We start from the raw sequence: 13,921 nt of genomic DNA, 5'->3' as shown, positions 1-13,921 counted from the left end.
CGTCAGGGGCGCGCGGCCTGCGAGGCGCCGCGCGGGAGCCGGTCCGCGTGCGGCGGACGCCGGCTGCCCGCCGGGGTGACCGGGGTGCGCTCGGAGCGGGCCGTGTGCGGGCCCGGCGCCAGATGGATCGGCGGCCGGGACCCGCGCGCCGACGTGACCGGCTCCCGCGCCGGTACGGCCGGCTCGGCGGCCTTGGCCAGCGGCTGGAGCGCCACCGGGGCGAGCGGCGCGGCCGGCGCGGGCGCGGTGCGCCGCCAGCGGGCGCGCAGCCGGTCCCGCAGCGCGAACAGCGCGTTCTCCGCGCGGGAGATCAGCGGCTCGAACCAGGGGAGCGCCAGCAGGATCAGCAGTCCGGCGGCCCAGCCCAGCAACACGTCGCTCAGCCAGTGCGTACCGAGATAGACGGTGGTGAGGCCGACGCCGAGCGAGGTGATCGCGGAGAGGGCGGAAAGCCAGCGGCGCGCCCTGGCCGTGGAGGCCAGATACGCCAGGATGCCCCAGGTCACGACCGCGTTGGCGGTGTGACCCGAGGGAAATATGTCTCCGCCCAGGCCCATCTCGTTCGAGCCGATCACGGTGGCGTAGTGCGGGCCGAGCCGGCCCATGCCGAGCTTGGCGGCGCCGACCGTGATGTTCAGCAGCAGTAGCGAGGCGGCCAGGGTCAGCAGCGGGCGGACCGTGTGCTGGCGCCAGGAGCGCCAGCCGAGCCAGGCCGCGACCATCACCGCGGTGGGGCCGCGCTGGCCGAGCACCACGTAGTAGTCGAGGAAGGCGTGGATGCCGGGCCACTGCTGGTAGGGGCGGAAGAACATGACCCGCCAGTCCAGCCGGACCAGCCAGGACGTGGTGATCACGGCCCACACGATCGCCAGGTAGAAGGCCAGGGTCGAGGAGAACAGCACGGCCCGGTGCCGCGACATCCGCGGCACGTCGATATGGGCCGGCCGTTCCGGCTCACGGTCCAGCCTGGCGAACACCCGGTCCAGACGCCGGGTGAGCTTTCGTTCGGTACGCACCCAATCGACGTTACAGCGAGTGAGCTGTGTTCCCGGTCGGTACTGGGGCTTTGTGATGACGATGTGATGTGGGAAACCTCTCAGGAACCGCTTGAATTCCTGAACGTCGGCAATATCGCCGGAGCGGCCCCCGTAATTGCCCCGGATCTCGCCGGGAGCGGTTTTATGGCGCTTTTAATTCGGTTCAAATTCGGTTCACCGAAAGGTGGTCCGGTATTCGGCGGGCGCTCACCCGGCCCGCCGGGCCCCTCAGGGCGGGCCGGAGCCGTTCAGCCACCAGGCGCCGTACCCCGCCGCCCCGGCCGCGAGCGCCGTGACCAGCAGCGCGGCGCGGGCCGGGCGGGCGCGGGCCAGGGCCTCGGCCGGCGGGAAGAGCAGGGGGAAGGCGGGCAGCAGCAGCCGGGGCTTGGAGCCGAAGTAGCTCGACGCGCACAGGGCCAGCGCCAGCACGACCCCGCTGTGGACCAGCAGCGCGAGCGGCTGCCCCCGGCGCACCCCGGCCCCGTACAGCCACAGCAGCAGGACGACGCCGGTGATCAGGGCGACGCCCGCGAGGACCGACGGGAACCCGGTGAGCAGGCCGCCGACGAAGCGGGCGAAGGCGTACCCGCCGTCGAAGCCGTTGCGCCACCCCGCCTGCACGTCGAGGTAGCCGAGCGGGCCGTCCCCGGTGCGACGGCCCACCCACAGCACGTACGCCGCCGCGCCCAGCGGGGCCACGGCGGCGCCCAGCACCCGGCGCCAGGCGGGGGCGCGCGGGCCGTCCGCGCTCCCGGTTCGCCCGAACGAGGCAACGGCCGCCACCCACACCGCGGCGACCACCGCCGCCCCCACCGGCCGGGTCAGCCCCGCGAGCGCCGCCAGCAGCCCCGCCGTCACCCAGCGCCCGGACACCACCGCGAACAGCGACCAGGCGGCCAGCGCGGTGAACAGGGACTCGCTGTACGCCATCGACTGCACGACCCCGACCGGCAGCACCGCCCACAGCAGCACCGCGCACACCCCGGCCCGCGCCCCGTACAGCCGGTCCGCCAGCGCGAAGATCCCGCCCGCCGCCGCCAGCGAGGCCAGGGCGGAGACCGCGAGGCCCGCGTCCGCGTACGACAGCGGGGTCAGGGCGTGCAGCAGGCGCTCCAGCCAGGGGAGGAGGGGGAAGAAGGCGAGGTCGGAGTGGACGTCGCCGTTCGGCAGCCGGACCTCGTGGCCGTAGCCCGCCCCGGCGACCCGCGCGTACCAGAGGGAGTCCCAGCGGGCGGAGAGCAGCGTGTGCGCGCTCGTACCGCGCGCCGCGCTCCACCCGGCCAGCACGGCCAGCCCCAGGGCCCGGACCCCCGCGTACCCCAGCAGCGCCGGGAGGGCCCGGCGGGGGAGGGAAGTCACGGGAGGGGCCGCCCGCGTGGCTGTCTCGGTCACGGGCCGATTATCGACGCCCGCGCCGGCCGCCCCGTCATCCGCCGGTGACCCCCGGTGGCGAGGTGGCGCACGCCACACCGATCGGGCGCAACCGTGAGAGGTCCGCCACGTGACCTGGGCATGAACTCGCGTACGCTGACGAGCCACCCGCGTGGGTCCGGGCGGGCCTTCGGGCACCGCTCCTCTCCGGCCGTACGGCGTGGAGATCCCCCCACCCCGCCGACCCGCCGCACGCGAGGACTCTTCTGGGAGGTACGTACATGTCCGGGACGACCACGGCCGCCGTCCGGCCGTCCCGTGAGGCGACCGGCGCCAACCGCTGGGTCGTCCTCGTCGTCCTCTGTGTCAGCCTGCTGCTCGTCGGTCTCGACGCCACCGTGCTGCACGTGGCGGTCCCCGCCGTCACCGAGGACCTCCGGCCCAGCGCGGTCGAACTGCTCTGGATCGTCGACATCTATCCCCTGGTCTGCGCCTCGCTGCTGATCCTCTTCGGCACCCTGGGCGACCGGGTCGGACGCAGACGCGTCCTGCTGCTCGGCTACGCCCTGTTCGGCGTGGCCTCGGCCGTCGCCGCCCTCGCGCACAACGGCGAGACGCTGATCATGGCCCGCGCGCTGCTCGGCGTCGGCGGCGCCATGATCATGCCCGCCACGCTGTCCATCCTGCGCCAGGTCTTCCCCGACCGGCGCGAACGGGCGCTCGCCATCGGCATCTGGAGCGCGGTCGCCGCCGTCGGCGCGGCCGTCGGCCCGCTGCTCGGCGGGTTCCTGCTGGAGCACTTCTGGTGGGGCTCGGTCTTCCTGGTCAACATCCCGCTGATGCTGGTGAGCCTGCCCATCGGCCGGATGCTGCTGCCCGAGTCCCGGGGCGAGCGCGACGGCCCCTGGGACGTCACCGGCGCCCTGATGGCGGCGGGCGGCCTCTTCGGCGTCGTCCTCGGCGTCAAGCGGCTCGGCGGCGGCGAGGACGTCACCGGCCCGCTCACCCTCGTCCCGCTCCTGGTGGGCGTGGCCCTGCTCGTCCTCTTCGTCCGGCGCCAGGCCGGCCGCGCCCATCCCCTGGTCGACCTGAGCATGTTCCGGCGGCCCGCGTTCAGCACCTCGGTGGGCTGCATCGTGCTCGCCATGCTGGCCCTGGTCGGCCTGGAACTGATCGCCGCGCAGTACCTCCAGCTCGTGCTGGGCCTGTCCCCGCTCCAGACCGGGCTGCGGCTGCTGCCGCTGACCGTCGCCGCGATGGCGGCGGGCCTCGCCGGCGCCCGGGTCCTGCGCGGTCTCGGGCCGCGCCGGATGGTCTGCGCCGGGTTCGTCCTCACCGCCGTCGCCGTCGTCACCCTCACCGCGATGGGCGGCCACGACAACACCCCGCTGCTCCTCACCGGCTTCGTGCTGCTCGGCTTCGGCCTGGAGACGACCCTTTTCGGGGCCTACGAGTCCATGCTCAGCGAGGCCCCGGCCGACCGGGCCGGCGGCGCGGCCGCCATCGGCGAGACCTCCTACCAGCTCGGCGCCGGCATCGGCATCGCCCTGCTCGGCAGCGTGATGAACGCCGCCTACGCGCCCGCCCTCGACTCCGTGCCCGGCGTCCCCGCCTCCGCCTCCTCGGCCGCGGGCCGCTCCCTGGGTGAGGCGTACGAGGTCGCCGCCCGGCTCGGCGGGCCCGCCGGGGCCGCGCTGCGGCACGCCGCCCGCGACTCCTTCGTGCACGGACTGCATGTGACGCTGCTGGTCAGCGCCGGTCTGCTGCTGCTCGGCGCGCTGATGGCGCTCCGGCTGCCCCGCGTCATGAACTGCGCCCCGGAGGGCGCCGGGGTCCCGGAACCGGCCGCGGAGAGCCCCGTACCGCTCGCCAAGAGCGAGCTGCCCGCGCCCCGGACGGCCGGGAAACCCACCGTCTCCGCCTGACCTCCGGCCCGGTCGCTCTGGACGTACGGCGCGCTCGGCCGTAACGTCGGCCGGGCATACGTTAACTAGCGGTGCTAGTTTTTGGCGCCGCAGGTCCAGAGCCGCAGAGTGCCGGAGGGTGTTCCCCATGTCCGCGTCCCCGAAGCCGCCCGCGTTCGACCCCGCCGACCCGCTCGGCCTCGACGACCTCCTCGACCCCGAGGACCTCGCCGTCCGCGACACCGTCCGCTCCTGGGCGGCCGACCGCGTACTGCCGTACGTGGCCGACTGGTACGAGAAGGGTGAGCTGCCCGGCATCCGGGAGCTGGCCCGCGAACTCGGCTCGATCGGCGCCCTCGGCATGTCCCTGACCGGGTACGGCTGCGCGGGCGCCTCGTCCGTGCAGTACGGCCTGGCCTGCCTGGAGCTGGAGGCCGCCGACTCCGGCATCCGCTCCCTGGTCTCGGTCCAGGGCTCGCTCGCCATGTACGCCATCCACGCGTACGGCAGCGAGGAGCAGAAGAACGAGTGGCTGCCCCGCATGGCTTCCGGCGAGGTCATCGGCTGCTTCGGGCTGACCGAGCCCGACCACGGCTCCGACCCGGCCGGCATGCGCACCTTCGCCAAGCGGGACGGCGAGGACTGGGTGCTCAGCGGGCGCAAGATGTGGATCACCAACGGATCGGTCGCCGGGGTCGCGGTGGTCTGGGCGCGCACCGAGGACGGCATCCGAGGCTTCGTGGTCCCCACCGACCGGCCCGGTTTCTCGGCGCCGGAGATCAAGCACAAGTGGTCGCTGCGGGCCTCGGTCACCAGCGAACTCGTGCTGGACGACGTACGGCTGCCCGCCGACGCGGTGCTGCCCGGCGTCACCGGGCTGCGCGGACCGCTCGGCTGTCTCTCGCACGCCCGGTACGGCATCGTGTGGGGGTCGATGGGCGCCGCCCGCGCCAGCTTCGAGGCCGCCCTGGACTACGCGCGGACGCGGGAGCAGTTCGGGCGGCCCATCGGGGGGTTCCAGCTCACCCAGGCCAAGCTCGCCGACATGGCGGTCGAGCTGCACAAGGGAATCCTGCTCGCCCACCATCTGGGGCGGCGGATGGACGCCGGGAAGCTGCGGCCCGAGCAGATCAGTTTCGGCAAGCTGAACAACGTCCGCGAGGCCATCGAGATCTGCCGCACGGCGCGGACGATCCTCGGAGCCAACGGGATCTCCCTCGAATATCCCGTGATGCGGCACGCGACGAACCTGGAGTCGGTGCTCACCTACGAGGGCACCGTGGAGATGCACCAGCTCGTGCTGGGCAAGGCGCTCACCGGGCTCGACGCCTTCCGGTGAGCCCCCTGAGGGGCGGGGCCGGTGAACGGCCCCGCCTCAGCTCTGGTTGAAGAAGCCGTCCTCCCGGCGGCCCGCCGGTTCGCCACTGATGATCTCGGTGTGGGCGGGCGTCAGCAGGAAGACCCGCGTCGCCACCCGCTCGATCGTGCCCCGCAGACCGAAGGTGAGCCCGGCCGCGAAGTCCACCACCCGCTTGGCGTCGGCGCCCTCCATCGCCGTGAGGTTCATGATCACCGGGACCCCGTCCCGGAACAGTTCGCCGATGGCGCGGGCGTCCCGGAAGCTGTCCGGGGTGACCGTGCCGATCCGGCGGCCCTTGTCCTCGGCCGTGTCCGCGGCCACCTTCACCCGCGGGTCGGTGACCCAGGCGTCAGCGGGCTCCGTGCCCTCGGAGTAGTCGTCGTCGTAGTAACGCTCGTCATCGTTGTCGTCGACGAGGCCGAGCCACGCACTCGCCTTGCGTACCGATCCCATGGACGCCTCCTCTCACAGCGGTCTTGTCTGTTCTTCGCTTCCCTATGGTCATCCATGATGCGGACGGTGCGCCAAGTGGATAGACGCCGCGCGGGGGGTTTGTGACGGTACTGGTGCACGATCGATCCGTCGAGAGCCCTTGTGCCCCAAGGGCTGCGACTCATACGGCTGCTGACTGTGAGTGAAATATGATTTGTCGCGGCGGATGGGTGATGTGTGGTGTGTCCGGGTGACGGAAGGGGTCTCCGGGACGCCCGAGGTGGGTCTTGTGGGGCGATTGTCGGCTTGTGTGACTTGAGGGAACGTCAGGGTGTGCGGGGCGTCTGATCGTTGAGCCGTGTACGGCCGAAAGGCACCCTTGTGCCGACCGGTCGTTCGGCCGAATACTCCCCCTCAGCGCTTGTCAGGGGCATGCACGTCCGATCGACCTGCCGCTGACTGCGCCTCACGGGCCCCGACCCCACGCGGGCCCCCGAATTCCCCAGGAGGGAACGACACGTGAGGATCAAGCGCACCACTCCCCGAGGCCGTATCGCCAGACGCACTCAGCTCACGGCGGCCGTCAGCGGCCTTCTCGCCGTTGCCGCGTTCGCCGCCCCCACCGCGAACGCCAGCGACGTCCACACGTTCAGCGCCAGCCAGCTCACCAAGGCGAGCGACTCCGTCCGCCAGGCCGACGTCCCCGGTACCGCCTGGGCCGTCGACAGCAAGACCAACCGCGTCCTCGTCACCGTCGACAGCACGGTGTCCCAGGCCGAGATCGCCAAGATCAAGCAGCAGGCCGGCGCGGACAAGATCACCGTCAAGCGGACGGCCGGCAAGTTCAACAAGCTGATCACCGGCGGTGACGCCATCTACGGCGGCTCCTACCGGTGCTCGCTCGGCTTCAACGTCCGCAGCGGCAGCACGTACTACTTCCTGACCGCCGGCCACTGCGGTGAGGTCGCCTCCACCTGGTACAGCAACTCCGCGAAGACCACGGTGCTCGGCACCAACGTCGGGTACAGCTTCCCCGGCAACGACTTCGCGCTGGTGCGGTACACCAACTCGTCCGTCGCGCACCCGAGTGCGGTCGGGAGCCAGACGATCAGCAGCGCCGCGACTCCGGCGGTCGGGACCACCGTGACGCGGCGCGGGTCCACCACCGGTACCCACAGTGGGCGGGTCACCGCGCTGAACGCCACCGTCAACTACGGCGGTGGGGACGTGGTTTCCGGGCTCATCCAGACCACTGTGTGCGCCGAGGGCGGTGACAGTGGTGGGCCGCTGTACGGGGGGAGTGTCGCTTACGGGCTCACGTCCGGGGGTAGCGGCAACTGCTCCTCCGGGGGGACGACGTTCTTCCAGCCTGTCACCGAGGCGTTGAGCTACTACGGGGTGACGCTTCCGTAGTTCCCTGGGTTCTCTGAGGTTCCCTGACGGGCCGTCCTTACTGACGGGTCGGTTCGGCGGGCCCCCGCACGCGGTAACTCGCGTGCGGGGGCCCGCTTTTTGTTGTGGGTGGGGGTGTGGGGGCGGGTGGTGGTCTGTGTGGGGGGTCTGTGCAGGGGGTGTGGGGCTTCGGTTTTCGGGCGCTTTGGGAGGGGCGGTTTTAGGACACCCGATCCTGTTGGTGCGTGAGGGGCCCGGTTGTGGATTTCGCGTTTGCACTGCGAACTTCCTGGGGTGACTGTTCTCGGTCAAGCTGGGGAGGTTGTTCGAGAGTGCGGCCTGAAGTCGGTCTTGTGTGCCCGCTGTGACCTTCGGAAGAGTGGGCGCTCGTCAACCAGCCTTCCGGTCCGTCAGGTCCCCACAACCTGCCGTACCGACCCCCCACAGGAGGACGTGAGTTGAAGCATCGACGCATACCCGCACGCCGGGCCGCGATCGCCGGAGCGGGTGTTCTCGCACTGGTCGGAGCGGGTGTCACCTTCCAGACTGCGAACGCCAGCGAACCTTCCGGGGCTGCGGACTCCGCGGCCGGCGCGCGTGTTCTGTCCGCTCCCGCGGCCGGAAAGCTCGCCTCCACGCTGCTTGCCGACCTCGGCTCCGACAGCGCGGGCAGCTACTACGACGCCCAGGCCAAGAGCCTCGTCGTCAACGTGCTCAACGCCTCTGCCGCCGATACCGTCCAGGCGGCCGGCGCCAAGGCCAGAATCGTCTCCCACTCGCTCGCCGTGCTCGACGGGGCGCGGTCCACGCTCACCAAGGACGCGACGATCCCGGGTACCTCCTGGGCTACCGACCCGGTGTCCAACAAGGTCGTCGTCACCGCCGACAAGACCGTGTCCTCGGCTCAGTACGCCAAGCTGGGGAAGGTTGTCTCCGGACTGGACGGTGCTGCTGAACTCAAGCGGTCGAAGGGGGAGTTCAAGCCCTTCGTCTCCGGGGGTGACGCCATCAACGGGTCGGGTGGGCGGTGTTCGCTCGGGTTCAACGTGACCAAGGGTGGGGCGCCGTACTTCCTCACCGCGGGGCACTGCACGGCTGCGATCTCCAGTTGGACCGACTCGGCTGGGAATGCCATCGGGTCCAACGCGGACTCCAGTTTCCCCGGGAACGACTACGGGCTCGTGAAGTATGTCGACGGGGTCGATCATCCTAGTGAGGTCAATCTCTACAACGGGTCTGCTCAGGCGATCTCGGGGGCTGCTGAGGCCACTGTGGGGATGAAGGTGACTCGGAGCGGGTCCACGACTCAGGTTCACGACGGGACCGTGACTGGGCTCAACGCGACTGTGAACTACTCCGAGGGGACTGTCAGTGGGCTGATTCAGACCGATGTGTGTGCTGAGCCTGGGGACAGTGGTGGGTCGCTGTTCTCCGGGAGCAGTGCGGTCGGGCTGACGTCCGGGGGTAGTGGGGACTGCTCCTCCGGTGGGGAGACGTTCTTCCAGCCTGTTACCGAGGCGCTGTCCGCCACCGGGACGCAGATCGGCTGAGTCCTGGCTTCGGGCTGTTGGGCCCCCGTTCTCCTTCGGGAGGGCGGGGGCCCTTTGCGGCTCTCTGCCGGTGGGCGCTTCGGGGCGCGCGTTGTGGGGCGGGGCCGCGCCGGGGGGTGTCCGTCCTCGGTCCGGCGACTTTTGTTTCTTTCGTTGTTCGGGTTGGTGTTTCGCCGGCCGCTGCGGGCGGACACCCCCCGACACGTCCCCTCGCCGCCGTGTTCGGCCATCCCGCCCGTGGAGTCCTCGTGGGGCTTCCTCGCCGTTTTCGCAGGTGAGGGGGGTCGTTGCTCTCGTCGTACGTGCGTTCGATAGTGGGGGTATGGTGGGGATGGAACGGGTGTTCGATTGGTGAGTGATGGGAGGTGCTGGGGTGGCGTTCGCGCATTTGCGGGTGGCCTCCGGGTTCTCCCTGCGGTACGGGGCCTCGCATCCGGAGCGGCTTGCCCAGCGGGCCTCCGAGCGGGGGATGGATGTGCTGGCCCTTACTGATCGGGACTCGCTTGCCGGGGCTGTGCGGTTTGCCAAGGCTTGTGCGGGGAGTGGGGTGCGGCCCGTTTTTGGGGTTGAGCTGGGGGTTGCTGCCGTTGCTTCCGGGGGTGGTGGGGGGCGGCTTCGGGCTCCGGTGCGTGGGGGTGCCTTTGTTGATGAGTCGGCTCCTCGGGTGACCTTTCTGGCTCGGGACGGGGCTTTGGGGTGGGCTGAGCTTTGTCGGATGGTTACCGCTGCTCACGCCGGGGGTGGGGGTACGCCCTTGGTGCCCTGGGAGGCGCTTCGGGGGGAAGGGGTTGTGGTGCTGTTGGGGCCTGACTCTGATGTGGGGCGGGCTCTTGCTGCTGGGCGGCCTGATCGGGCTGGGCGGTTGCTGGGGGGCTGGCGGGAGGTTTTTGGGGACGCTCTGCGGGTTGAGGTTGTGTGGCATGGGGTCGGGGGGACGGGGAGGGGGTCCTTGCGGCTGGCTGCTCGGAGTCTTGGGTTCGCTGTGGAGCAGGGGGTGCGGCCTGTGCTCAGTAATGCGGTGCGGTATGCCGATTCGGGGCAGGGGCGGGTTGCTGATGTGTTGGATGCTGCTCGGCGGCTGGTGCCTATTGATCCTCGGAAGGGGCTTGATTCCGGGGAAGCCTGGTTGAAGGGGCCTGGTGAGATGTTCCGGGTTGCCGAGCGGGTGGTGGAGGCTGCCGGGTATCGGCGGGAGATGGCGGGGCGGTTGGTTGCCGAGACGCTTGCCGTTGCCGGGGAGTGTGTGGTTGATCCTGAGGATGATCTCGGGATCGGGAGTGTGCGGTTTCCCGAGGGGCGGCTGGTGGGGGCCGGGCGGCGGGGGGCTCAGCGGGCGCTTGCTTCTCGGGCCGTTGCCGGGATGGTGCGGCTTGGGTATTCCGGGCGGCGGGAGTACTGGGAGCGGATGCATGAGGAGCTGGAGATTGTCGGGTACCACGGGTACGCGTCTTATTTCCTGACCGTTGCCCAGGTGGTCGACGATGTGCGAGGGATGGGGATTCGGGTCGCTGCCCGTGGGTCCGGGGCCGGGTCTCTGGTCAATCATCTGCTGGGTATTGCTCATGCCGATCCGGTGGCGCACGGGTTGCTCATGGAGCGGTTCTTGTCGCGGGAGCGGATTGCGCTTCCTGATATCGATGTGGATGTGGAGTCCGCTCGGCGGATCGAGGTTTATCGGGCCATTATCGGGCGGTTCGGTGGGGAGCGGGTGGCTACCGTCGCCATGCCGGAGACCTATCGGGTGCGGCATGCCATTCGGGATGTGGGGGCCGCTCTTTCGATGGACCCTGCCGAGATCGACCGGGTCGCCAAGGCTTTTCCGCATGTGCGGGCTCGGGACGCCCGCGTCGCGCTCGCCGAGTTGCCGGAGTTGAAGGGGCTCGCGGGGGAGCAGGAGCGGTACGGGGTGCTGTGGGAGCTGGTGGAGGCGCTGGACGCGTTGCCGCGTGGGGTTGCCATGCATCCTTGTGGGGTTCTGCTGTCCGACTCCTCTCTGCTCCGGCGTACTCCGGTGGTGCCGACCAGTGGAGAGGGGCTGCCCATGTCGCAGTTCGACAAGGAGGACGTGGAGGATCTCGGGCTGCTGAAGCTGGATGTGCTCGGGGTGCGGATGCAGTCGGCCATGGCGCATGCCGTTGCCGAGGTGGAGCGGGCTTCCGGGGAGCGGGTCGATCTGGATGCTCTGCCGGAGGGGGATGGTGATACCTATCGGCTTATTCGGTCCACCGAGACGCTTGGGTGTTTTCAGATTGAGTCGCCTGGGCAGCGGGATCTGGTGGGGCGGCTTCAGCCTGATTGTTTTGGGGATCTGGTTGTTGATATTTCTTTGTTCCGGCCCGGTCCTGTTGCCGCCGATATGGTGCGGCCTTTTATCGAGGCTCGGCATGGGCGGGCGCCTGTGCGGTATCCGCATCCGGATCTTGAGCCGGCGTTGCGGGACACGTATGGGGTGGTGGTGTTTCATGAGCAGGTCATCGACATTCTTGCCGTCATGACCGGGTGTGGGCGGGGAGAGGCCGATGCGGTGCGGCGGTTGCTCTCCGATTCCGAGGCTCAGGGGCGGGTGCGGGTGTGGTTCGCCCAGCGGGCCGAGGAGAAGGGGTACGACGCGGAGACCATTCGGCGGACCTGGGAGATTGTCGAGGCTTTCGGGTCCTATGGGTTCTGCAAGGCGCATGCTGTCGCTTTTGCTGTGCCTACCTATCAGTCCGCTTGGCTCAAGGCGCATTATCCTGCCGCTTTTTATGCCGGGCTGCTCACGCATGATCCGGGGATGTATCCCAAGCGGTTGCTGTTGGCGGATGCTCGGCGGCTCGGGGTGCCGGTTCTGCCGTTGGACGTGAATGTGTCCGGGGTCGCTCATCGAATCGAACTGGTGTCTGGTTCTGGGGTGTGGGGGGTGCGGCTCGCCCTGGCCGATGTGCATGGGATCAGTGAGGCGGAGGCCGCGCGGATCGCCGAGGGGCAGCCGTACGCGTCCCTGCTGGACTTCTGGGAGCGGGGGCGGCCGGGGCGGCCGCTCGCGCAGCGGTTGGCCCAGGTGGGAGCCCTGGACGCGTTCGGGGCCAACCGGCGTGATCTTCAGTTGCACCTGGCCGAGCTGCACCGGGGGTCCCGTGGCGGGCGCGGGGATCAGCTTCCGCTGGGCGGGGGGCGGCGGACCGCTTCCGCCGGGCTGCCCGATCTGTCGGAGGCCGAGCGGCTCAGCGCCGAGCTGGGTGTGCTGTCCATGGACGTCTCCCATCACCTGATGGACGACCACCGGGGCTTCCTGGAGGAGCTGGGCGTGGTGTCGGCGCGGCGGCTGCGCGAGGCCCGGCACGGGGAGACCGTGCTGGTCGCCGGGGCCAAGGCGGCCACCCAGACACCGCCGATCCGGTCCGGCCGGCGGGTCATCTTCAGCACGCTGGACGACGGCACCGGGCTGGTCGACCTCGCCTTCTTCGACGACTCGCACGACGCCTGCGCGCACACCGTCTTCCACTCCTGGCTGCTGCTGGTGCGCGGGGTGGTGCAGCGGCGCGGGCCGCGCAGTCTGAGCGTGGTCGGGTCGGCCGTCTGGAACCTCGCCGAACTCGCCGAGCTGCGGGCCGAGGGCGGTCTGGAGAAGGTGGCGGCCCGGCTGGCCGAGCCCGCGCCGGAGGCGAAGGCCGCTGAGGACGGGGTGGGGCGGCGGATTCGGATGTCCACCGGCTTCCAGATGCATCCCTGGGCCGACCTGCGCCCGGCCGGCCAGGAGGTGTCCGAGCAAGCGCCGTCCGCCATGCGGAAGTTGTGGCATCAGAGTCCGGGGAGTGCGGGATGACCATTCTCTGTGTGCGCTTTCGCCGCGCCGGCGAGGGTGACGGTGAGCTGGAGCTGTCCGAACTGCTCGGGCTGCTGGAGGAGTTCACGCCCGTCGTGGAGGGGCTGCCGCCCGACGGGGCGCTGGCCGATCTGCGCGGGGCCGAGCGGTACTTCGGGCGGGGGCCGGTGGAGTTGGCCGCGCTGATCCGGGTGCGGGCGCTCGCCCGGTACGGGGTCGACTGCGTGGTGGGCGCCGGGCCCGGCCCGATGCTGGCCCGGATGGCGCTGCGGGAGGCCCGGCCGGGGATGGTGCGCGCCGTGCCCGACGAGCCCGGTGCCGGGGCGGAGTTCCTCGCCGGGCTGCCCGTGGTCGCGCTGCCCGGTGTGGGGACGGCCACCGCCCGCACCCTGTGCGAGTACGGGCTCGACACCCTCGGGCGGGTCGCCGTCGCGCCGCCCGCCACGCTCCAGCGGCTCGTCGGCGCCCGGACCGCCCGTGAGCTGCGGGAGCGGGCCAACGGGGTGGACCGGGGGCGGGTCGTACCGAACGCCGTCTCCCGGTCGGTGGCCGCCGAGCGGTCCTTCGGCGTGGACGAGCTGGACCCCGCCCGGCACCGGCGGGCGCTGCTGGCCGACGCCGAGGAACTGGGGGCGCGGCTGCGGGGGATGGAGCACGTCTGCCGCTCCCTGACGCTCACCGTGCGCTACGCCGACCGCTCCACCACGGTCCGCGGGCGCACCCTCGCCGAGCCGACCGCGCACTCGGCCGACCTCACGAAGGCCGCGTACGGCATGTACGAGGCGCTCGGGCTGCAGCGGGCGCGGGTGCGGGCGCTCGCCCTGCGCGCCGAGGGGCTGGCCCCGGCCGGGGAGGCCGCGCACCAGCTCACCTTCGACCCCGTGGACGAGAAGGTCCGCCGGATCGAGGAGGTCGCCGACCTGGCGCGGGCCAAGTTCGGACCCCGCGCGGTGATGCCCGGGACGCTCGCGGCCTGAGTAGCACAAGGGGCGCGAGGGAGGGAACTTTTTACCGACGCGTAACTTCACAGTTGCACTACTCGTCCGTAACTTGACCAGTGAACAGCATCC

At 70.8% G+C, this 13,921-nt stretch carries 9 protein-coding genes; 6 read left to right on the top strand and 3 right to left on the bottom strand.

Going from position 1 to position 13,921, the window contains the following annotated elements; translation table 11 throughout:
* Positions 1 to 2: 2 nt before the first annotated feature.
* A complete protein-coding gene (locus tag E5083_RS26935; RefSeq protein WP_135788259.1) occupies positions 3 to 1,016 on the bottom strand; it encodes a phosphatase PAP2 family protein in 1,014 nt (337 codons plus the stop codon).
* A 249-nt stretch (positions 1,017 to 1,265) separates the two neighbouring features.
* Positions 1,266 to 2,429 (bottom strand): glycosyltransferase family 39 protein, encoded by a 1,164-nt coding sequence (locus tag E5083_RS26930; RefSeq protein ID WP_135788258.1) that lies wholly within the window; start codon positions 2,427 to 2,429, stop codon positions 1,266 to 1,268.
* 260 nt (positions 2,430 to 2,689) lie between these two features.
* Between E5083_RS26930 and E5083_RS26925 the strand changes: the two genes are divergently transcribed.
* Together E5083_RS26925 and E5083_RS26920 are read left to right on the top strand one after the other, a co-directional pair.
* Positions 2,690 to 4,333 (top strand): MFS transporter, encoded by a 1,644-nt coding sequence (locus E5083_RS26925; RefSeq protein WP_135788257.1) that lies wholly within the window; start codon positions 2,690 to 2,692, stop codon positions 4,331 to 4,333.
* 127 nt (positions 4,334 to 4,460) lie between these two features.
* Entirely contained in the window at positions 4,461 to 5,651 is a 1,191-nt protein-coding gene (locus E5083_RS26920; protein ID WP_135788256.1) for an acyl-CoA dehydrogenase family protein, read from the top strand.
* A 36-nt stretch (positions 5,652 to 5,687) separates the two neighbouring features.
* Here the strand turns inward: E5083_RS26920 and E5083_RS26915 are convergent, their stop codons facing one another.
* Complete coding sequence (locus E5083_RS26915; protein ID WP_030812436.1) at positions 5,688 to 6,125, bottom strand: cell division protein SepF; 438 nt, start codon at positions 6,123 to 6,125, stop codon at positions 5,688 to 5,690.
* 498 nt (positions 6,126 to 6,623) lie between these two features.
* Here E5083_RS26915 and E5083_RS26910 point away from each other — a divergent pair, with 498 nt between their 5' ends.
* The 4 genes from E5083_RS26910 (at position 6,624) to E5083_RS26895 (ending at position 13,828) form a co-directional block, all read left to right on the top strand.
* Positions 6,624 to 7,517, top strand: a complete 894-nt coding sequence (locus tag E5083_RS26910) for a S1 family peptidase (protein WP_135788255.1) — start codon at positions 6,624 to 6,626, stop codon at positions 7,515 to 7,517.
* A 437-nt stretch (positions 7,518 to 7,954) separates the two neighbouring features.
* Positions 7,955 to 9,046 (top strand): S1 family peptidase, encoded by a 1,092-nt coding sequence (locus tag E5083_RS26905; protein WP_135788254.1) that lies wholly within the window; start codon positions 7,955 to 7,957, stop codon positions 9,044 to 9,046.
* A gap of 358 nt (positions 9,047 to 9,404) precedes the next feature.
* A complete protein-coding gene (locus tag E5083_RS26900) occupies positions 9,405 to 12,851 on the top strand; it encodes a DNA polymerase III subunit alpha (protein ID WP_135788317.1) in 3,447 nt (1,148 codons plus the stop codon).
* The gene (locus E5083_RS26895; RefSeq protein ID WP_135788253.1) at positions 12,848 to 13,828 is read left to right on the top strand and encodes a DNA polymerase Y family protein; all 981 of its coding nucleotides are present in this window, start codon (positions 12,848 to 12,850) and stop codon (positions 13,826 to 13,828) included. The genes E5083_RS26900 and E5083_RS26895 overlap by 4 nt, the downstream gene beginning before the upstream one ends.
* Positions 13,829 to 13,921 lie beyond the last annotated feature (93 nt).

The sequence above is a fragment of the Streptomyces bauhiniae genome, from assembly GCF_004784475.1.
GTDB lineage: Bacteria > Actinomycetota > Actinomycetes > Streptomycetales > Streptomycetaceae > Streptomyces > Streptomyces seoulensis.
The sequence above is the reverse complement of the archived record's forward strand: the minus strand, read 5'-3'. Positions and strand labels throughout refer to the sequence as shown.

Bases quoted from the DNA above. Each gene is read 5' to 3' on its own strand.
- E5083_RS26915 (WP_030812436.1), bottom strand. From the start codon at position 6,125: ATGGGATCGGTACGCAAGGCGAGTGCGTGGCTCGGCCTCGTCGACGAC.
- E5083_RS26920 (WP_135788256.1), top strand. From the start codon at position 4,461: ATGTCCGCGTCCCCGAAGCCGCCCGCGTTCGACCCCGCCGACCCGCTC.
- E5083_RS26895 (WP_135788253.1), top strand. From the start codon at position 12,848: ATGACCATTCTCTGTGTGCGCTTTCGCCGCGCCGGCGAGGGTGACGGT.
- E5083_RS26900 (WP_135788317.1), top strand. From the start codon at position 9,405: ATGGGAGGTGCTGGGGTGGCGTTCGCGCATTTGCGGGTGGCCTCCGGG.
- E5083_RS26925 (WP_135788257.1), top strand. From the start codon at position 2,690: ATGTCCGGGACGACCACGGCCGCCGTCCGGCCGTCCCGTGAGGCGACC.